The sequence below is a fragment of the Brevibacterium aurantiacum genome (assembly GCF_003932995.1).
GTDB lineage: Bacteria > Actinomycetota > Actinomycetes > Actinomycetales > Brevibacteriaceae > Brevibacterium > Brevibacterium aurantiacum.
The window spans coordinates 1137333-1156960 of record NZ_CP025333.1 but is presented as its reverse complement, the minus strand read 5'-3'; the positions used below and the strand labels follow the sequence as shown (position 1 = coordinate 1156960).

Genomic DNA, 19628 nt, shown 5'->3' with positions numbered 1-19628 from the left:
CATGACGCAGCAAGTCACTGGCTGACTGTTCGAGTCGCTGTGTGACCTGGTCATGACGGCAGGTGACAGCGATGGTCACCGGCACCGTCACCGCCCCGAACCCGCCGGCAGGATGGCGGCATGCTCAGCACATTCCCCACAGCCACCATCACCGGCTATTCGCACCTCGGCCCGAACTTTGAGCAGACGAATGCCCTTAAGGACTATTGGGCCGGCCGCCTCGATGCCGAGGCGTTCTCACAGTCCATGCACTCCCTGCGGCTGAACACCTACAGTCGCCTGCGAGAACTTGGTTTGGGCGAGGACTATTCGATCCCCGCCTCCTACACCCACTACGACCATGTCCTCGACACTGCCTTAAGCGTCGGGCTCGTCGCATCAGAGCCGACCGGTACCAACTTCGACGTTGACGAATACTTCGCTGTGGCACGGGGCATGGAGCACCAGGTGCCATTTGTCCCGGAGCTCGAGGACTCCACCCGCTTCAGGGCCCGCCCCCAGCACCTGCTCTCACTCGTAGCGGAGGCCAAAGCCGCCAGTCACACGATCCGACCTGTCCTCATCGGCCCCGTGACCCTGCTGGCACTGGCGAAGACGAGCCCAGGCACAAGCACCTCGGCGTTCGAGCGGCTCGACGAACTCACCACCGCCTACGTCGACGTCATCAGCATTCTTGCTGCGGCCGGGGTCGACTGGGTCCAGTTGGACGAACCCGCCCTTACGACCGATGTCGACGAGCACTCCGACACCGAGCTCGCCGAGGCGGCCTCCCGTGCCTATGCCACCCTGAGCAGGGCAAACACGCGCCCGCAGATCTTCGTCACCGCTCCACACGGAAGCCTGCGAGGAGGATTGCCTGCGCTGGCACATTCGGGCATCGATGCCCTTGGTGTGGATGTCTCCGCGGCTACCCGCGCGATCGATCCGGACTACATCGTCCGCATTACCGCGGAGACTCCGGCGTCGGTCCACCTCGTCGCCGGTGCCATCGACGCTCGCAGCGTTCTGGCAGACGAGCTGCCGACCAGCCTGTCGGTCCTGCAGTGCCTTGGTCGCGAATCGCTCAGCGTCTCCACCTCGACGTCGCTGCTGCTGATTCCCCAACCGGTGTCACCCGATGCCGATCTGCCGGCTGCCGACTCAGCCCGGGCCTGCCCCGCCGAGGAAGATGTCGCCGAGGCGAAGGTCACCGAGGTGAAGGCCCTGGCCAAGGCGCATGCCTCATCTCGAGTAAGTCGACCACATCGCCCGCTGCGCGAAACCGGCGACCCGCAGCAGCTCGTTGCGTCTCACACCGTGTTTCGCCTGGGCGGCCAGACCATGCCAGTTCGCCTGCACAAATCCAGCGACGGCATCAGCGTCGGTTCCTCCCAGGATCTCGCCCTCATCGATCGCCGTGGTGACGCGGTCGCGGAGGAGGCGTTCGTTCTTCGTCAACATGGTGGTGATGCCTCCACGCGTCTTTCGCGTCGCCGGAACCTCTGACATGACTGCGCTGGTGATGAGACAGCCAGGGTGTGAGTCCGGCGGCTGGGTGAACTCGATGACCGAGGACCTCAGCAGCTCATCGACGACGGTTCTGATGGACTGTGCAGCGACGGCCTTTTCGTACAGTTCCGTGTACCGCCGGGCGTAGACCCGAACGGATTCGCCGAACAGTCCGGCCTTGCTGCCGAATGCCGAGTAGAGGCTCGAGGTCGAGATCCCGATCGCCGAGCTCAGGTCCCGGGTCGACGTTCCGCTGTAGCCGAGGCGCCAGAACAGTCGTGCGGCCTCGAGCACGGCCCAGGCTCGATCGAACTCGGGAGGTCGTCCGCGGTTATTCGCTTCCACACTTTCATTGTAGAGCGTCTGCTCCACAATTATTTCTGGAGCAGATGATCCAGAACCTGCCCGATGCCGAAACTGAGCCTCAGGGCAATGCCATCGGGATGTAGTAGAGACCCTTCGAATCCTCTTCGACGGTGGCTCGCAGGCGATCATCGACACTGATGAAGTCATTGACCTTGATCGTGCCCTTGGAGTCACTGAGCTTGCGAACCGCAAATGCAGGAATGAGACCCTGACGACCGTCACCGTCGACCGCCAGAGCATACTTCGGCCCTGTCGCCCTCACCTTGACCTCGATCGTGTCATCGGCAGCCGATGGGACGGTGGTGTCTAGATCCGGGTTCGTCAGGGCGGAGAGCTCAACCGCGAGAGTGTCGGCCATGTCATCGACTGTGGCGAGCATGTTCGCCATTGCGCGGGCAAACTCACCGTGCAGCTCACTGGGCTTCATCGCCGCGCCCGGTTTGTACATATCTTCGTGGGTCAGTTCGCCCCATGCGTCCTGCAACCTGGTCTTGACCTGGATCTCCGCAAAGACAGGCTCCCCCTGATCGGAGGGGATCTGCAGCGTCACGTGGCAGGCCCGGTAGCCGCTTGGCTTCGGTGGGTCGACGTAGTTCTTCTGCTCGATGAGAGCGAAGGCGCCGAGCTGCTGGGGGTCCGTCAGAGAGTCGAACATCATCTTCTGGTCTCGCGGTGATTTGCACAGCACCTTGACTCCGACGATGTCGCGAATGTGATTCTCCACGTCCTGAGGTGTCGAGACCCGCAGATCGGGATCATCGGCCGCCTTCTCGACGAGCTTCGCCAAAGTGCGAGCCGGATCTTTGATTCGATGCCCGTCGACGTCGAGGCGAGAGATGTCCTTGTTCTTCAGCAGACCCTTCTGCTGCTGCTTGAGCCAGTGCTTGATCCGCACGGCGGCAGATTCCCAGGCGTCACGGCGCTGCGCATAGGCCTGCGAGACCACTTCCCTCATCGCCGAATCCGCACTCACCGTTCCTCCTCTGTCACAGGGATCGTCATTGCTCCCATCAAACCACGAGCGCGCCACCGTTACGGTGACGCGCTCGCAGATTTCTGTGTCGAGTGCCTGTCGAACTCAGAGTTTGTCAGAACCAGAGTCTGTCGGAACCAGAGTTCGTCGGAATCAGTGCCCGGAGGCTGGCTGACTGGCGGCTTCCGCCTGCAGATGGCTGCGAGCCTCGGCCAGCATGCCCTCGCGGGTCGCAATCTTCACACGCTCGCGGCCTTCGGCCTCACCGAGAGCCTTCTCGGCGGTCTCCACACGGTGGTAGCCTTCCCAATCCACGTAGTCGACGCCCTTGGATTCGAGCAGTTCGACGATCGCAGAGTCATCCGGGTAGACGGGCTCTGTCAGCGCTCCGGCGGCGCGGTCATCGAGGATGTGGCCGATCGTCTCCAGGGCGTCGCCCTTGGTGTGGCCGATCAGGCCGACGGGTCCGCGCTTGATCCAGCCGGTCGTGTACACGCCCTGCACCACGTCTGCATCGGCAGAGGCTGCTTGCGCTTCTGCATCGACGACGCGGCCCTCATGGTTCGGAATGACTCCCTTGCCCGAGTCGAACGGCAGCTGCGGAAGTGCCGTGCCCGCATACCCGATTGCTCGGTACACGGCGTCGATCTCCCAATCGTGGAAGGTGCCGGTGCCGGCTGCTCCGCCCTTGCCGTCGAGCTCCATCCGTTCCGTGCGCAGCCCCGTGACCTTGTCCTCGCCGAGGATGGCGACCGGGGAATGGAGGAAGTGCAGGTGCAGACGACGCTTGGCACCGACAGGCTCACGCATCGTGAAGTCGGTCAGAGTCTTCGCGACCTGTTTGGTCTGGTTGTTCGACTCGATCGCGGCCAGCGAGCCCTCATCGAACTCGTAGTCCTCGGGGTAGACGATGATGTCGACGTCCTTCACATGCCCCAGCTCACGGAGCTCAAGGGGCGTGAACTTCGCCTGCGCCGGACCACGCCGACCGAACACGTGCACGTCAGTGACCTTCGAGGACTTCAGGCCTTCGTAGACGTGGTCAGGAATCTCGGTGGTGTGCATGTCATCGGCCTGCTTCGCCAGCACCCGGGCCACGTCGAGGGCCACGTTGCCGTTGCCGATGACCGCAACCTTCTCAGCATCCAGCGGCCACGTCTGGCCCACATCAGGATGCGAGTCGTACCAGTTGACGAAATCGGCGGCACCGTAGGAACCGGGGAGATCGACTCCGGGAAGATTCAGCGAGGCATCGATGAAGCAGCCGGTGGAGAAGATCACTGCGTCGTAACGGTCGGTCAGCTCTTCCAGCTTGATGTCGACGCCGTACTCCACGTTGGAGAACAGGCGGATATCACCGCGGTCGAGGACCTTGATGAGAGCGTTGATGATGCCCTTGATCCGCGGATGGTCCGGAGCCACACCGTAGCGGACGAGTCCGAACGGAGTCGGCAGACGTTCGAAGAGGTCGATGCTGACCTCGAAGTCACGCTCAGCCTTGGTCAGCAGATCGGCCGCATAGATCCCGGCAGGACCGGCACCCACAATAGCCACACGGAAGGGACGCGTCATTCTCACACCTCTCTAGTAAGTCATCTCCGATTGTATCGGCAATGAAGGACCTCCTAACAAACACGTGACGAAACTCGCATCCCGGCTCTCAGGCGCATCTCAGACAGCAGTCGCAATCACCAGCGCCCTGTGAGTTGCCTAGACTCGGCCTGTGAACGCCTCTGCACCTGAAGAATCTGCCTTTCGCCGCGTCGGCTTGGGATACGGAACCACTGCCTACATCATCTGGGGTCTCATTCCCCTGCTCTTCGCCGCCGCAGCACCGACCGGCGCGCTCGAAATAGTCGCCCACCGGATCATCTGGTCGCTGATCTTCTGCGCCATCCTCCTCTTCTTCGCCAAGGGCTTCGCCCGTACCTGGCTGGTGATGCGCTCGGGAAAGACCTTCTGGCTGCTTGCCCTGGCATCCGTGCTCATCGCCGTGAACTGGACGACCTACGTCTACGGCATCGAAACGGGCCGCCTCGTCGAGATCTCACTGGGCTACTACCTCAATCCGCTCATTTCGATCGGACTCGGTGTCATCTTCCTCAAGGAGAAGCTGCGCCCGCTGCAGTGGGCCGCGGTCGGATTCGGCGCGGTCGCCGTCATCGTGGTCGGCCTCGGGATCGGACGCTTCCCCTACCTGGCGCTCACCGTGGCCGTCTCCTTCGGTCTCTACGGCCTGGTGAAGAACAAGGTCGGCGGGAAGGTCGGTGCTCTCGAAGGCATGACCGTCGAGACGGCCGTGCTCACCGTTCCCAGTCTTGCCTTCCTCGCCTACCTCGCCGCGCAGGGCGAGGGCACATTCATCGGCTTCGGGCCCTGGCACGTCGTCCTGCTCCTGGCCACAGGACCTCTGACTGCGATTCCGCTCATCCTCTTCGGCGCGGCCGCCAGGCGAATCCCTCTGTCCTGGGTGGGAATGCTGCAGTACATTGCCCCGACGATGCAGTTCATCCTCGGCGTCGCGCTCTTCGGTGAGGCGATGTCAACGACGAGGTGGATCGGATTCCTCATCATCTGGATCGCCGTCATCCTGCTGTGCACGGACATGGTCCGCCAGAGCCGACGACGCCCTTCCTTGGGCTGAAGCCCCTGCTACCGGTGGCCCGACGACACCCGTGGTCGGGCAGGCCGCTCCGGCTCACTAGACTCTGTGTGTGATCGCAAATTCAGCCCCCGATGAGAACGCCTTCCGCCGTGCCGGTCTGATCAACGGCCTCTCCGCCTACCTGCTGTGGGGACTCATCCCTCTGCTGTTCGCCGCCGCGGCGCCGACCGGGGCCCTGGAACTCGTCTCACATCGCGTCGTCTGGTCTCTGCTCTTCTGTGCCGTCCTCCTGGTCTTCACCGGCGGATTCGCACGTACCTGGCAGGTCGTCCGGTCCGGTCGCACCTTCTGGATGCTGACCTTGGCCGCTGTGCTCATCGCCATCAACTGGACGGCGTTCATCTACGGAGTCGAAACCGGCCACCTCGTCGAGGTGTCGCTGGGCTACTACCTCAACCCGCTCATCTCCATCGGGCTGGGTGTCATCTTCCTCGGTGAGAAGCTGCGCCCCCTGCAGTGGACGGCGGCCGGATTCGGACTCATCGCCGTCATCATCGTCGGCCTCGGACTCGGCCGAATGCCGTACCTCTCGTTCACAGTGGCAATCTCCTTCGGACTCTACGGCCTGGTGAAGAACAAGGTCGGCAATCAAGTCGGGGCCTTGGAGGGAATGACGATCGAGTCTGCCGTACTGGCCATCCCCAGCGCCGCCTACCTGCTGATCCTCGGGGCGATGGGGCTCTCGACGTTCACCGGCCTCGGCGCCGGCCATGTCATCATCATCCTCATCACGGGTCCGGCGACGGCGATTCCGCTCATCCTCTTCAGTGCGGCGGCCCGAAGGATTCCACTGTCGTGGGTGGGCATGCTGCAGTACATCACGCCGACGATGCAGTTCATCACCGGTGTCTACATCCTCGGAGAGTCGATGTCGATGACGCGGTGGGTCGGCTTCTTCGTCATCTGGATCGCCGTGCTGCTGCTCTGCACCGACCTGATCCGCCAGAGCCGCCGCAGGCTCTAACCACGCTCCTAGAAGACAAAACTCTTGACGCCGCACCCGGTTCCATGGTTAGTTCGTTGAGTAACTAACCAACACACATGGAGATGATGTGATCGACGAAGCCAAACCACTGTTCGCACAGATCGCCGAACAGGTCGAAGATTCGATCATCAACGGCACCCTGCCCGAATTGTCTCGAGCACCCTCGACCAACGAGCTCTCAAGCTTCTACTCGATCAACCCCGCAACGGCGGCCAAGGGAGTGAACCAGCTCGTAGCCAAGGGCGTCCTCGAAAAGCGTCGCGGCATCGGAATGTTCGTGAAGGAAGGGGCCCGAACGATCCTCATCAACGAATACAGGACCACCTTCTCGGACAATTTCATCGCACCGCTGCTCTCTGAAGCCAGCAGGCTCGGGCTCAACCGCGATGAAATCATCGCCCTCATCGCCGAGCGTTCGCAAGAATCCGGCACGTCACACAGCTTGGACCAGACCACCGCGAAGGGATAGAAGATGGCCTCCGTCATCGACACACGCGACCTCACCAAGAAGTACAAGCAGTCCACCGCCCTCGACAACGTCAATCTTTCGATTGAAGAGGACTCGATCTACGGTCTCCTCGGCCGCAACGGTGCTGGCAAGACAACCTTGATGTCCATCCTCACCGCCCAGAACTTCGCTACCAGCGGCGATGTCGAGATCTTCGGAGAGCATCCTTACGAGAATTCACGCGTTCTCAATCGGATGTGCTTCGTCCGCGAGAGTCAGAAATATCCCGAGGACTCCAATGCACAACACGCTCTTGCCTCTGCCCGCCTCTTCTTCCCCCGCTGGGATCAGCCCCTCGCTGAGGACCTCATCGACGACTTCCGCCTTCCCCTGAAGACACCGATCAAGAAGCTCTCCCGAGGGCAGCAGTCGGCAATCGGCGTGATCATCGGACTGGCATCCCGTGCGGAGATCACCTTCTTCGATGAGCCGTACCTCGGCTTCGACGCCGTCGCCAGGCAGACGTTCTACGACCGCCTCATCAGTGATTATGCGGAGTGCCCGCGAACCATAATCCTGTCGAGTCATCTCATCGACGAAGTGGCGGACCTCATCGAGAATGTCATCGTCATCGACCGCGGTCGGATCATCATGGATGAGTCCACCGACGAGGCACGCAACCGTGCGGTCAACATCGTCGGAGATGCTGAGCAGGTTCAGCGCCTCGTCGCCGGCCGAGAGGTCGTCCACCGTGAGACCTTGGGGCGCGTGACCTCGGCGACCGTCCTCGGTCGCCTTTCCGAAACCGACCGTGCGTTCATCGCCGAGGCAGACTTAGACCTCACTCCTGTCTCATTGCAGCAGCTCATTGTGCGCACGACCCAGGGAGCTGACGAATCCCAGCATGCAGACACAGACATCAGGAGTCTTCAGTCATGACCACGACAGCGCAATCGTTCGACATTCAAACACCAGCTCGACCGAGAAGCCGAACACTCGGGGTCGTCAGGTTCCAGTTCATGAACACTCAGACCTTCGTCTGGATGCCCGTCCTAGTTCTCGGCGGAGTCTGGCTGATCACCCTCCTGATCTATTGGATCATCTCCGCTTCCGGTGTCGAAGGACCGATGTACAGCGGCGGATCGCAAGCACCCCTCTGGTATTTTGCAGTCGTCGGCGCGCAGGCGATGAATCGGACCTTCTACTTCTCACAGGCGATGAGCCTGACTCGACGCGAGTTCTATCTCGGATCGCTGGTTGCAGCGGGCATCAGCGCAGTCGGAATCTCTGTCGTGTTCATGTTCCTCGGTCTCGTCGAACAGGCCACCGACGGCTATGGCATCAACGGATACTTCGCTTATCTGCCGTGGGTCTGGGTCGGGGGTCCGTTGGCGGCGGGACTGACCTATTTCGTCCTCACCATGCTCACGTTCATTCTCGGATTCTGGTTCGCCATTGTCCTCAAGCGCTTCGGCGTACTCATCCTCACGACTGCTCTGCTCGTCATCGCCCTCGCCCTGTTGGGCGGTGCCGCACTCATCAGCCTCAATACGGCATGGCCACAGGTCTGGACGTGGTTCGCTGACATGCAGAGCATGGGGCTGACACTCTGGGCATTGGGAGCCTGTGTTGTCTTCGCCGCTGGTTCGTATCTCACCCTGCGACGACTGACTGTCTGATTTGAGCTGAGCATCTCGGCTCTAACCTCAGCTGCCGAGCACGAGCACCGCACCGGAGAGCACTCCGCCGAGAGCCACCGCCGTTCCCATGGCGGTGGTGGTGCGCCATCCTAGGGACTTTCCGACCATGACCATCGAGGGAATGCTCAGTGCCGGAAGCACGATCAGCAGTGCGCCGGTCACGCCCGCGCCCACTCCGACCGCCGACAATGCAAGGATGATCGGGATCTCGCCGCCGGTCGGGATCACCAGAAGCGTGCCCACGAGTGCGGCGATGAGCACCGCGAATCCACCGACCTGTGCTTCGAGACCGTAGACACCCGAGAGCCACGGACTGATGAGTCCGACGATGAAGACCAGGGCCAGGTGCTCGGGCACGAGGATGAGGGTGAATTTCGACAGCGACCGCAGGTAGCGCACGGGAAGGGCGGAGAACGTGGTCGGTTCAAGACTCTGCTCAGGGACCACCTCGGCGCGCCCCTTGATCCAACGGCCGATGAGGGCACTGGCCCCGACGACGATGAGGAGTCCCACCACGAGGCGGGTGAGGACGAACTGCCAGGGCAGAATGAGCGCGAGGAAGATCAGAACAGCGGGGTTGAGCAGCGGATTGCCCACCCAGTACGCCAAGGCAGCACTGCGCCTGACACCCGAACCGCGCAGGCCGGCAGTCACCGGAGCCGCGCAGCAGGTGCACATCATGGACGGCAGCGACATCGCCGCGCCGACGAGTGACTGACTGGTGTGGCTCCGACGATTCATCAAGCGCCGCAGCCAATCGCGCGGCACCAGCGCGTCGATGGCAGCAGCCACCACGAGCGCCACGAGCAGTGCTTTCCACACGGCGGTGAAGTACACGAGGGTGAAGTCCCAGGCTCCGGCCAGGGAGAACGTCTCCCCCGCGGCTTCGAAGAGCGGACTGCCGTCCCAGACCGATGTCTGGCTCAGTGTCCAGGCCTTGTCCCAGTAAGGCATCCACTTCGACCAGCTCAGGCCCACCACGAGGAAGAGCACGAGGATGCCGAGTCCGACCCAATCGACCGGAGTCAGACGCCGCCGTGTGGCCTCAAGCGGCTGAGCCCGGACCGTATCCGACATGGTCAGGCGCTGCGGGTGACTACAGAATCAGCGAACGTGAACAGTGATTCCTTGACCACTCCGTCGGGCAGCGGTGCCAGAGCGGCCTTCGCATCATCAGCCCAGCGAACCGCCTCGGCGCGGGCTCGAGCCGTCACCGGGTGGGCAGCCAGAGCGGCACGGGCGGATTCGAGGGCCTCATCCGAACTCAGATCCGCATCCAGAAGTTCGACCACCTCGGCGGCGGTCGCGTCACCGTCGGCTGCGGCGGCGCGGACGTAGAGCACCGGCAGTGTGGGAACGCGTTCGCGCAGGTCAGTGCCCGGAGTCTTGCCCGACACCGACGAGGTGGTCGTCAGATCGATGATGTCATCGGCGAGTTGGAAGGCGATGCCGACGCGTTCACCGAAGATCCGCACGGGCTCGGCCAGGGCCTGATCCGCTTGTGAGAACATGACCCCGAACTGCGCCGAGGTGGCGATGAGGGATCCGGTCTTGTCCGCGAGCACCTGAATGTAGTGCTCAATCGCATCCGTGTCCTCCGGCGGACCGGCGAATTCGTTGAGCTGACCGAGGACGAGACGTTCGAAGGTCTCGGCCTGGACCCGCACAGCCTCGGGACCCAGTTTCGCGGTGACACCGGAGGCCTTTGAGAACAGGAGATCGCCGGTGAGGATGGCCACGGAATTGCCCCACACCTCGTGCGCGGCAGGTGCACCACGGCGCACTGGAGCATCGTCCATCACATCGTCGTGGTACAGGGAGGCCAAGTGAATGAGCTCCACGGCAACGGCCGCATCGATGATCGCATCGCGGTTCGCCTCGCCGAGGCGGGCGGTGAGCAGCAGCAGGTTGGGGCGGGCGCGTTTGCCGCCGGCCGCGAGGAGATGTTTGGAGGTGGTGTCCGGCAGCTTCCGTGTCTGCTCGGTCACTTCGTAGAGCCTGCGCTCGACGGCTTCCAACTGTGTGGAGATATCCGCCGCAAGCTGGGCATCGGCACCAATAAAAGTCGCCGGAGAGGCTAGGTGGCTCATGTCCTCGTCATTCATCGTAGTCAGTGTTGTAGTCGCTGCTTGGCTCAGGCATTGCTGGTGGCCGGCACGATTCGGGTGAGAGCTGAAATCACCCGGTCGATGAGATCAGCCTCAGAGACCTTCGGGTCGCGGTAGAGGTTCGCCAACAATTTCACGACGAATTCCATCACAACGTCAACACCCATACCGTACTTGATTCCGAACTGCATGAGTGCAGGGTGGCCGATAATGGCAGAAAAAACGCGTCCCAGAGTGAAGTAGCCGCCCAGGGAGTCACCCACGAGCGCCGGGTATTCCTGCAGTTTCTCCCGCATCACATGCTTCGGGTAGCGGGAATAGGTGGAGATCACCTCGGCGGCCAGACGAGCGGACTCGAGGGCATAGTCGATGCCCTCGCCGTTGAAAGGGTTGACCATCCCACCCGAATCGCCGACGAGCAGGAGCCCCTTGTGGAAGTGCGGGGTGCGGTTGAAGGCCATCGGCAGCGCCGCGGACTTGATCGGCCCCAACGAGGTGGTCTCGTCGATGCCCCACTCGTGTCCCATGTCCGCGATCCACTGCCCCATCATGGTGCGGAAGTCGACGGAACCGAACTGAGGTGAGGAGTCCAGCAGGCCGGCACCGATGTTGATCGTGCCGTCGCCCAGCGGGAAGAGCCAGCCGTAGCCGGGCAGAACCTCGGACTCGCCCGCCGAATTGCGCGAGCGCATCTCGACCCAGCTCTCGATGTAGTCGTCGGCATGCCTCGGTGAGGAATGGTAGGCACGCACCGCCACACCCATCGGTCGGTCGTCGCGCTTCTCCAAGCCCATGGCCACTGCCAGGCGCGAGGAGACTCCGTCGGCGGCGATGACGATCGGGGCGCTGAAGTGCGCCTCGGGACCCACCCTGCGACCACGATGGTCGGTGCCGGAGGCGTGGACGCCCTGAATCCAGCCGTCCTCGCCGATGTCCGGGGACATGGCCTTGACCTGCTCGAACAGCCTGGCACCGCTGCGCTGGGCGTGACGGGCGAATGCCTCGTCCATGCCCATCCGCGGCTTCGTCAGCCCGAAGTTCGGGGTGCCGTCGATATCGGGCCAGTCGATCTCCAAGCGGTGCCCGCCGCCGATGAGGCGCAGTCCTCGGTTCTTGTGCCACCCCTCGGATTCAGGGGTCGCCATGCCCAGGTAGCCGACCTCTTTGACCGCGCGCGGGGTCAGGGCGTCGCCGCAGATCTTGTCGCGGGGAAACCCGGATTTCTCCAGGATGATGACCTCATGGCCGGCCTGCGCGAGGTAGGCGCCGATGGCCGATCCGGCAGGGCCCGCCCCGACGACGATGACCTCGGCGGAGAATTCGTTCACGGCTTGAGGGCGTGGTGGACGGCGACGATTCCGCCTGTGAGGTTGCGATGCTTGACCTGGTCGAAGCCGGCGCCGAGGATCTGCTGAGCGAATTCGTCCTGGTCAGGCCAGGCGCGGATCGATTCTGCGAGGTAGACGTAGGCCTCGGGGTTCGAGGACACGGCCTTCGCCACGGCGGGCAGGGCCCGCATCAGGTATTCCTTGTAGACGAGGCTGAAGGGGTCGAACGTCGGAGTCGAGAACTCGCAGATGATGAGTCGGCCACCGGGCTTGAGCACGCGCAGCATCTCTGCCAACGCGGTGTCCACGTCATTGACGTTGCGGATGCCGAAGGAGATGGTGACGACGTCGAAGCTGGCATCGGAGAACGGCAGGTCCATCGCATCGGCGTAGATGAAGTCGATCTTGGGGTGTCTGCGGCGCCCTTCGGAGAGCATGCCCTGTGAGATGTCGCCGGCGACCACCTCGGCGCCGTGATGGGTGAACGTCATCGATGACGTTCCCGTCCCGGCCGCGAGATCGAGGACACGTTCGCCGGGGCCGGCAGCCACCGAATGTGCGACAGTCCGGCGCCAGGTGCGCGCCAGGCCGAAGGTGAGCACGTCGTTGGTGAGGTCGTAGCGGGAGGCGACGTCATCGAACATCGACGCGACGTCGTCGGGCTGCTTGTCCAGCTGAGCACGGTTCATTCCACCATTGTCTCAACACCTGAACCCGGGGGCGAATTCGCGGGCCGTTTTCCCTGCTGTTCGCCGTGTGGAACTCGCCACAGTCAGTCCACTTCGGCGAATTCGCTGGGGCGGATGCGACGATTTTCTGGACTAGAGTGGGGCTGAAATGACTACGACCTTCAGCACCTCTGACATCTGCACCGCGCCCCCGCGCCTGCACGTGAGCTCTCGCTTCGTCGACGACGTCGAGCCGGGCCCGGGCTTCCCCTTCGAATCCGGGCTTCCCACCTCCGTCGAGGAGACGCTGGAACTCCTGCCCACCTCGGCGTTCTCCTGCTGGGTTCGCGACACCTCGGGTCTCATCGGCTTCGGCCGCACACTGCGCATCCGCGCCCGCGGCCGCGACCGCTTCACCGAGCTCTCCAAGGCATGGAAGGCCATCACGGATGCCGCGAGCATCGAGGACGAGGTCGACCTGCTCGGCTCGGGACTCATGTGCTTCGCCACCGTCGCCTACTCGGGAGAGTCCGAGGTCGATTCCCTCATCCACGTCCCCGAATTCGTCCTCGGACGCCGAGGTGGTCGCGTCTGGATGACATCGATCATCACTGAGGGCGCGACCCCTGTCCCGCCGGTGCTCAAGTCCGAACCGCTGCGCCGAGTCACCTCGGCGACGTCCTCCCCCGGTGATCTCGACAGCTCCTCGTGGGCGGACCTGGTCGCCAAGGTCTCGCAGATGCTCACCCCCGTCGGAGACTCCGCCGAGGTGGACCCCTTCACCGAGGATTCCACGCTGCGCAAGATCGTGCTGGCCCGGGACGAGCTGGTTACCTCCGACGATGACATCGATGTGCGGTCCGTGCTGGGTGAGCTCAACCGCAGCTACCCCAGCTGCTGGACCTTCGATGTCGCAGGTCTCATCGGCTCCACCCCAGAGCTGCTCATCGGGGTGGAGAACGCCCGCGTGACCTCGCGCGTGCTCGCGGGCACGTATCGAGTGGAGAACGACCCGACTTCGGAGATGCCGGCAGCCAGGAAGCTGCTGAGCGCGCACAAAGACAGCACCGAGCACGCCTTCGCGATCGCCTCCCTGCAGCGCAGTCTCAGCTCTGTCGCCGACGATGTCAGCGTCGACGAGCGACCGCACCTGCTGCCCTTGGCCAATGTCATCCATTCGGCCTCCGACGCCTCGGCGCACCTGCCCGAGGACTCCTGCCTCAATGCCCTGGACATCGCCGCGGCCGTGCACCCGACCGCGGCTGTGGGCGGATACCCGCAGGCCAGCGCGATCGCACACGTGGATGAGCTGGAGCCGCTCGATCGCGGTCGGTATTCGGGACCGGTCGGCTGGATGGACGATCGCGGCAACGGACAGTTCGGCATCGCCCTGCGCTGCGGACAGCTCGAGGATCGCAATCGGATCCGCCTGTTCGCCGGTGCGGGCATCATGCCCGATTCGGATCCCCTCGCCGAGGTGGCCGAGACCGAAGCCAAATTCGCTCCGATGCGCCGTGCGCTGGGGTTGGAATAACCCGGCTCTGGGGTTGGAATAACAGTCTGATTGCTTCGCAAGATTGACACTGTGTCAAGGTTTTGGCGGTTCGTGTCAGTGGCTGTGTCAGTGCCTCGGCATACCCTTGTCACATGTTCACGCATCCCGCGAACGACCCGGACCACCCCGAATATCGGGGTCCTGGTTCGTGGGCCCGGACACCGGGCATCACCACCGATATCGATCGGTGGTGTCAGACGCTGCGTGACCTCGAACCAGCAGATGATGCGTGGGAGACTCAGACGCGCATTCGCGCTCTCGAGGAGCTCACGTCTGCCGCGGCAGCTGCTCAAGCGCGTGAGGCTGTGGCTTTTCACCAGCACCGCCAACGCGAAGATGCCGCCAATGATGTGCCCAAGCGAGAGCAGGGAAAATACGCCGGCAATGAGATCGCCTTGGCCAAGAGAGTCTCACCCTCGACAGGACGAAAATTTCTGTCGACCTCGAAGGCTGTGGTCAACGATCTGCCCCGCACATTTGAGGCTCTGGCCAGCGGATCCATCTCCGAAGCCAAAGCTCGCATCATCGCCGATGAGACCGCCTGGCTCACTCCCGAAGAGCGTGAGTTCGTCGACGAGGAACTCAAAGACCGGGCTACGGCAGCCGGCAGTCGCCGGCTGCGTACAGAAGCTCGCGCGCTGGCGGCCAATGTGTCGTCCGACAATGCGCATGAGAGGGCCGAATCAGCGAGGGCGGACCGCCATGTGTCTCTGAAGGCGCTCAACAACGGCATGGCTCAGCTCAGTGCCACGCTGCCTCTGCAGCAGGCTGTCGCCGCCTATGAGAGTTTGGAGGCCACCGCCGCCGAGCGCGGGATGATCGGCCAAGACTTCGACCGTACTCGCAATCAGCTGATGGCAGATATCTTCGTGGAACGTCTTACCGGTCAGGACTCTGCCGACAACGTACCCACCGAGGTCCATGTCGTCATGGAAGCCGAGAGTCTCTTCTCGGACGGTCGGGTTCCTGCGTGGATTCCGAGCTATGGCCCGCTCCCTGCGAAGACGGCACGGAACTTCGTGGCGGCGAATAGAGCCAGAACTTTCATTCGGCGCATGTTCACTTCACCGGACACAGGACAATTGGTCAGCATGGACTCGCGCAAACGCACCTTCCGTGGTCTGTTGCGACGTATGGTCGTCTTCCGTGACGATGTCTGCCGGACTCCGTGGTGCGACGCCCCGATCAAGCACGCCGATCACGTGACTCCGGTCGCCGAGGGCGGAGAAACAGAGTGGTCCAACGCATCCGGACTCTGCGCTGCCTGCAACTACGCCAAGGAACACCCCGGGTGGAAGCACAAGGCAACTGCCGATGATCTCACCGTCTCCACCCCCACCGGCGAAGAATTTGAAACTGCCACTCCCCCATTCGTCACCAAGTTCAGTCACCCACCGCCAGGTCCGAGTTCGTCTTCCACCGAGAATGCGAGAGATGGTGTTGTCGACTTCCCCGCTCCGAGTCCCGTAGAAGAGCTCTTCGACAAGCTGGTCCTCAGGGATACAGGCTGAACCCGCATCGCGGCTGAGAAGCTGCATTATTGGCAACAGCGGGGCTCGATGTTGCGGACGTGAGCACTTCTGCGACTCATACTGCGCAGTCCAGGATCACCCCGACCTCAGATCAGGTCAGGTCAGATCGAGTCAGATCGGGTCAGGCCAGATCAGATCGGGGCGGGTGCAATCAGGTCAGGTCAACTTCGATGATCCGACGGCCGCGACGCATCCGCGTCACCTGGTTTGATTCCAATCCGTCGACACCACGCGCGGCCGTCCCGATCTCTGAAGTGGAATCGACCTCTGAGTTGGAGTCGAACTCCGCGATGAAATCGTCGAGCAGGCTGGACTCTTTGCGGGATCCCACCCGCGAGTACTCCCATCCATAGCCCACAGCAAGATTCTTGAAATCTCGACCGTGAGGAACAGTGAAGTATCTTTCGAGGTACGGCGCCACATGCTCCTGCGAATGTTCGAGCCCGGAGAAGATCGCACCACCATCATCGTTGAGTACGACGATGATCACATCCCCACCCTCTTCTGCGCTCGGCGTCAGCAGACCGCCGACGTCGTGGAGCATTGCGATATCGCCGATGACGAGCACCACCTGCTCACCAAGACCAAGGGATAGCCCAGTCGCTGTGGAGATCAGGCCGTCGATACCAGCCAGCCCGCGCGACGCGTGAACGTGCGCGCGAACATCGGTGGCTTCGCTGAGATAGCGAATCGTGTTTGAACTCGCTGCGAAGAGGTTGATATCCCGGTTGGCCAACTCTTCGGTGATCGCTCGTGCGCTCGACTGCGTCGACTCGACCTCACGTGTCCGACGCGACTCGGCGATGATAGCTTCACCGGCCCTTACCCACTCATCTCGCCAACCCGTGTCCATGCTCGGGTGAAGGGGTGTCCCGCCTGAGACGGTGTTGGGGGCGGCCGCAACGTCGGAGACAGTGCTGTCGCCGCCGCTGCCGGCAACCTCGTCGACCGAAGGTGATTCCGACGACCTGGCCGAGAGTGACACGGCGTCGACGTCATCAGGTAGACGCTGGACCAGTACCTCGGAGTCGGCAAGCAGAGCAGCAACGGGCCTGGTCAAAGTCGGTTTTCCGTGCACGATCACGGTTCTGATCGCTGTGCGCAGATCCTCGCGTTCGCTGAGCACCCTCGCGTGCGCCGGGACCACGACACTCGAGTCTCGCAACTCGGAAGTCAGAGGGCTCGAGGGCTCAGCCAGAACGGGGATCGCGTGTTCCTCGGCCAATGACTTCAACGCGGTGGCCGCGTGACCTCCTGCATCTCCAGCGACGATGACCGTTCCCGGGAGAATTCTCACTGAGATATCTTTGGCTGAGTCCGAGTACGAGACAGCATCTGAGCCTGCGAACGCAGACTTCGAGGCTTCATTCGCGCTCTTCGCCGCTAATGACTGCACTGCTGCCTTCCACTCGGCGAGCTCCGTGACTGTCGGCACTAGGGGCACGTCGAACTGCACGTTGAACTGGACAGGGCCGACCTCCCCCGTACCCGACTCGGACTCCGTGTCCGAAGCTGCGCCCGTGACCAAATCTCTGCCCGAGCCCGGATCCGTGACCAGGCCAAGCGAATGTGCGACCGCCTCGGCGAAGAGTTGACCTGCGTCAGCACTTCCTGCGGGCACATCGATGCGGACACGCACATCGCTGAGCACCTGCGATTGGTCGTCGATCGTCTGGTTGGCTCCGGTCCCTCGCAGTCGGGCCGGACGATCCGCTGTGATTGCAATGAGCGGAAGGTGACCGTACGAGGCTTCAAGCACAGCCGGATGCAGGTTCGCCACCGCCGACCCTGAGGTCGTCACCAAGGCCACTGCTCCGTCTCGGCCCCCCGCGGTACCGGCACGCGTCCGTACCCCACCAGCACGACTCTGCTTCGCGCGCAGACCCCGCGCCAGCCCCAGTGCCAAGAACCCAGCATCACGCTCATCGATGCGCACGTGCGTACGGATCACCCCCGCCTCGGCGAGGGGGGCGAGCGCATAGATCAACGGCGCCGACCGGGAACCAGGCGCGATGACAACCTCGGTGACTCCGGACGAAGCCAACCCACGGGCAATCTGCTGCGCCACTGCGCTCGAATTCAACATCACCTGATATTCAACCACTAACCCACCTGCGGTTCACGTTGACTCTCTACGGTTGTCCCATGCGCCGATCGATTCTCTTCGCGGTTGGGGCGCGTGCAATCCGTTCGCTGACTGCTGCCCGCTCCCACAGAGGACGCTTCCCAACCCTCGACCAGAACAGCTCGTTCCTCGGTCCCGAGCCTCGCGGCAAGGAGGCGAGGAAATGGCACATCCGCGACAAACGCAAGCTGTCGAACCGGCTGCGGGAGTTCTTCATCTACTCCCCAGCGCTGGGCCGGACCGTCGGTGTGCGCGTGCTGCTGCCCGGGATCCCGCAGGAGGTCAGCCCGGTCATCCACCTCTATCACGGCGGCGGCGATGACTTCCGATCTTGGACTGACTTCGGTGCAGCCGAGGAACTCACACTCAACTCGCCCTACCTGGTCGTCATGCCCGATGCAGGAGCAGGAACCTACTCCCGGGTGGCTGTCGGAAGCGAGGTCCACGACTGGCCGACCTTCCACACCAAAGAGATCCCGGAGTTCCTGGCCAAGAACTTCTCGGTGGATTTCGCCCCGGATAACCAGCTCCTGGCTGGACTGTCCATGGGTGGCTACGGGGCGATGAAGTACGCCGCCTGGCATCCGGACCGCTACAGCTGGGCCGCGGCCTTCTCCTCACCGCTCGACCCGCTGTCTGCGGTACCGGCCTTCGACATCATTGCCATGCGGGAGGGTGCGAAGTCGATGACCCTGTTCGGTGATCCCGTCGCCGACCGCAACGAATGGATCGCGAACTCCCCCTACGGTCTGGCGGAGAACCTGCAGGGTCTTCACCTCTGGCTCAGTGCCGGCTCCGGCAGCCTCGAGGAGTCAAAGGACCGTGACCTCCTCGAATCCATGGTCAACCAGCAGGGAGAACGCTTCTCCGCGCGATTGAACTCACTCGGCATCCGCCACTCGTGGTTCCCCCGCACCACCGGCCTGCACAACTGGATCAGCTGGGAACGAGAGTTGGGAGCCTGGCTGAAGACCCTGCGCCGCCAACGCGACTATGCCAGCTCCGACCACCGCAGCGTCGAACGCCGAGGTGGCGATCTCGAACGCCGAGGTGGCAGTCTCGAACCCAGCGGCAGCATCGTCGAGGATCACGATGCGCCTCGTCCCGAGTCCACCACGGTCAACAACTCCGACCGCCGCCGAGGTGGTCCCCGGGTGGCCGATGGTGGTGAGTTCTCGTATCTGACAGGTCATGCGCTCTTCGACATCCACGGGTGGCGAGTCGAGATCTCACGGCGTCGGGCCCAGATCGTGTGCTTCGGCTCGGTCAGCGCAGCCGGCTTCTCCCTGACCGGCACCGGAAGCTTCCGAGTCCGCACGCCGGGCCTGTATGAACCGGGCCGCCGCTACGACATCTCCGTCGTCGGACCCACCGGAACGAACGACTATCCGCAGCGAGCTGACAAGAAGGGGCGTCTGACCTTCACCGGTCGTCTGGCCGCGGCCATGCACGACCCGATCATCCCCGGCAAGCGCACTCAGCACTTCACGACTGTGGGCCAGGCCGAGGTCACGACAGTGCGCATCGCCTCGGCGAAGAACGACGAGCCGGCAGTCAAAACAACAGATGTGTCGGATTCGGCACATGTCGATGCCAAATCCACCGCAACTTCTGTTTATGGTTATAACGGTCACAACATCGTGACCGCCCTTCGTCCTTCTGAATGAACGTTGACTCCGAGAGGTCA

The 19628-nt window shown here is 62.9% G+C and carries 16 protein-coding genes and 1 pseudogene; 9 read left to right on the top strand and 8 right to left on the bottom strand.

Features of this window, described 5'->3' with window-relative positions:
• The first annotated feature begins 120 nt into the window (after positions 1 to 120).
• Positions 121 to 1485 carry a hypothetical protein gene (locus CXR25_RS18950; protein WP_114384612.1) on the top strand — a complete coding sequence of 455 codons (1365 nt, stop codon included), beginning with the start codon at positions 121 to 123 and terminating at the stop codon, positions 1483 to 1485.
• 177 nt (positions 1486 to 1662) lie between these two features.
• On the opposite strand, the pseudogene CXR25_RS18945 reads toward CXR25_RS18950, so the two are convergent.
• The 3 genes and pseudogenes from CXR25_RS18945 to CXR25_RS05260 form a co-directional block, all read right to left on the bottom strand.
• Positions 1663 to 1983: pseudogene (locus CXR25_RS18945) on the bottom strand (TetR/AcrR family transcriptional regulator); the annotation flags it as partial.
• Positions 1913 to 2827 (bottom strand): GTP pyrophosphokinase, encoded by a 915-nt coding sequence (locus CXR25_RS05265; RefSeq protein WP_009882882.1) that lies wholly within the window; start codon positions 2825 to 2827, stop codon positions 1913 to 1915. The pseudogene CXR25_RS18945 and the gene CXR25_RS05265, both read right to left, overlap by 71 nt.
• A gap of 153 nt (positions 2828 to 2980) precedes the next feature.
• Positions 2981 to 4399, bottom strand: a complete 1419-nt coding sequence (locus CXR25_RS05260; protein ID WP_009882884.1) for an FAD-dependent oxidoreductase — start codon at positions 4397 to 4399, stop codon at positions 2981 to 2983.
• A gap of 151 nt (positions 4400 to 4550) precedes the next feature.
• On the opposite strand from CXR25_RS05260, the gene rarD (CXR25_RS05255) reads away from it, so the two are divergent.
• The 5 genes from rarD (CXR25_RS05255) (at position 4551) to CXR25_RS05235 (ending at position 8604) form a co-directional block, all read left to right on the top strand.
• Complete coding sequence (rarD, locus tag CXR25_RS05255; RefSeq protein ID WP_180959275.1) at positions 4551 to 5471, top strand: EamA family transporter RarD; 921 nt, start codon at positions 4551 to 4553, stop codon at positions 5469 to 5471.
• A gap of 70 nt (positions 5472 to 5541) precedes the next feature.
• Positions 5542 to 6456 (top strand): EamA family transporter RarD, encoded by a 915-nt coding sequence (gene rarD, locus CXR25_RS05250; RefSeq protein WP_096158413.1) that lies wholly within the window; start codon positions 5542 to 5544, stop codon positions 6454 to 6456.
• An 88-nt stretch (positions 6457 to 6544) separates the two neighbouring features.
• Positions 6545 to 6946 carry a GntR family transcriptional regulator gene (locus CXR25_RS05245; RefSeq protein WP_069599708.1) on the top strand — a complete coding sequence of 134 codons (402 nt, stop codon included), beginning with the start codon at positions 6545 to 6547 and terminating at the stop codon, positions 6944 to 6946.
• Between the two features lie 3 nt (positions 6947 to 6949).
• Positions 6950 to 7864, top strand: a complete 915-nt coding sequence (locus tag CXR25_RS05240) for an ABC transporter ATP-binding protein (protein ID WP_096162129.1) — start codon at positions 6950 to 6952, stop codon at positions 7862 to 7864.
• 80 nt (positions 7865 to 7944) lie between these two features.
• A complete protein-coding gene (locus tag CXR25_RS05235) occupies positions 7945 to 8604 on the top strand; it encodes a hypothetical protein (RefSeq protein ID WP_226823992.1) in 660 nt (219 codons plus the stop codon).
• A gap of 27 nt (positions 8605 to 8631) precedes the next feature.
• Here CXR25_RS05235 and CXR25_RS05230 read toward each other — a convergent pair whose 3' ends face one another.
• Genes CXR25_RS05230 through CXR25_RS05215 form a run of 4 tightly spaced genes read right to left on the bottom strand, consistent with a single transcriptional unit; the run spans position 8632 to position 12750 of the window.
• On the bottom strand, positions 8632 to 9702 hold the full coding sequence (locus CXR25_RS05230; protein WP_069599705.1) for a permease: 1071 nt from the start codon (positions 9700 to 9702) through the stop codon (positions 8632 to 8634).
• Between the two features lie 2 nt (positions 9703 to 9704).
• Complete coding sequence (locus CXR25_RS05225) at positions 9705 to 10730, bottom strand: polyprenyl synthetase family protein (protein ID WP_371860640.1); 1026 nt, start codon at positions 10728 to 10730, stop codon at positions 9705 to 9707.
• 29 nt (positions 10731 to 10759) lie between these two features.
• On the bottom strand, positions 10760 to 12061 hold the full coding sequence (locus CXR25_RS05220) for a geranylgeranyl reductase family protein (protein WP_009882892.1): 1302 nt from the start codon (positions 12059 to 12061) through the stop codon (positions 10760 to 10762).
• The gene (locus tag CXR25_RS05215; RefSeq protein ID WP_009882894.1) at positions 12058 to 12750 is read right to left on the bottom strand and encodes a demethylmenaquinone methyltransferase; all 693 of its coding nucleotides are present in this window, start codon (positions 12748 to 12750) and stop codon (positions 12058 to 12060) included. The genes CXR25_RS05220 and CXR25_RS05215 overlap by 4 nt, the downstream gene beginning before the upstream one ends.
• Before the next feature lie 148 nt (positions 12751 to 12898).
• On the opposite strand from CXR25_RS05215, the gene CXR25_RS05210 reads away from it, so the two are divergent.
• Together CXR25_RS05210 and CXR25_RS05205 are read left to right on the top strand one after the other, a co-directional pair.
• Complete coding sequence (locus tag CXR25_RS05210; RefSeq protein WP_096178899.1) at positions 12899 to 14263, top strand: isochorismate synthase; 1365 nt, start codon at positions 12899 to 12901, stop codon at positions 14261 to 14263.
• 113 nt (positions 14264 to 14376) lie between these two features.
• Positions 14377 to 15795 (top strand): HNH endonuclease, encoded by a 1419-nt coding sequence (locus tag CXR25_RS05205; protein ID WP_101598222.1) that lies wholly within the window; start codon positions 14377 to 14379, stop codon positions 15793 to 15795.
• Positions 15796 to 15967: 172 nt separating this feature from the next.
• Here the strand turns inward: CXR25_RS05205 and menD are convergent, their stop codons facing one another.
• Positions 15968 to 17902, bottom strand: a complete 1935-nt coding sequence (gene menD, locus CXR25_RS05200; RefSeq protein WP_226823991.1) for a 2-succinyl-5-enolpyruvyl-6-hydroxy-3-cyclohexene-1-carboxylic-acid synthase — start codon at positions 17900 to 17902, stop codon at positions 15968 to 15970.
• 59 nt (positions 17903 to 17961) lie between these two features.
• Between menD and CXR25_RS05195 the strand changes: the two genes are divergently transcribed.
• A complete protein-coding gene (locus CXR25_RS05195; protein ID WP_114384615.1) occupies positions 17962 to 19608 on the top strand; it encodes an alpha/beta hydrolase in 1647 nt (548 codons plus the stop codon).
• Positions 19609 to 19628: the final 20 nt, after the last annotated feature.

Bases quoted from the DNA above. Each gene is read 5' to 3' on its own strand.
- CXR25_RS18950 (WP_114384612.1), top strand. From the start codon at position 121: ATGCTCAGCACATTCCCCACAGCCACCATCACCGGCTATTCGCACCTC.
- CXR25_RS05260 (WP_009882884.1), bottom strand. From the start codon at position 4,399: ATGACGCGTCCCTTCCGTGTGGCTATTGTGGGTGCCGGTCCTGCCGGG.
- CXR25_RS05240 (WP_096162129.1), top strand. From the start codon at position 6,950: ATGGCCTCCGTCATCGACACACGCGACCTCACCAAGAAGTACAAGCAG.
- CXR25_RS05235 (WP_226823992.1), top strand. From the start codon at position 7,945: ATGAACACTCAGACCTTCGTCTGGATGCCCGTCCTAGTTCTCGGCGGA.
- CXR25_RS05230 (WP_069599705.1), bottom strand. From the start codon at position 9,702: ATGTCGGATACGGTCCGGGCTCAGCCGCTTGAGGCCACACGGCGGCGT.
- CXR25_RS05225 (WP_371860640.1), bottom strand. From the start codon at position 10,730: ATGAATGACGAGGACATGAGCCACCTAGCCTCTCCGGCGACTTTTATT.
- CXR25_RS05215 (WP_009882894.1), bottom strand. From the start codon at position 12,750: ATGAACCGTGCTCAGCTGGACAAGCAGCCCGACGACGTCGCGTCGATG.
- CXR25_RS05210 (WP_096178899.1), top strand. From the start codon at position 12,899: ATGACTACGACCTTCAGCACCTCTGACATCTGCACCGCGCCCCCGCGC.
- CXR25_RS05205 (WP_101598222.1), top strand. From the start codon at position 14,377: ATGTTCACGCATCCCGCGAACGACCCGGACCACCCCGAATATCGGGGT.
- menD (WP_226823991.1), bottom strand. From the start codon at position 17,902: ATGTTGAATTCGAGCGCAGTGGCGCAGCAGATTGCCCGTGGGTTGGCT.
- CXR25_RS05195 (WP_114384615.1), top strand. From the start codon at position 17,962: ATGCGCCGATCGATTCTCTTCGCGGTTGGGGCGCGTGCAATCCGTTCG.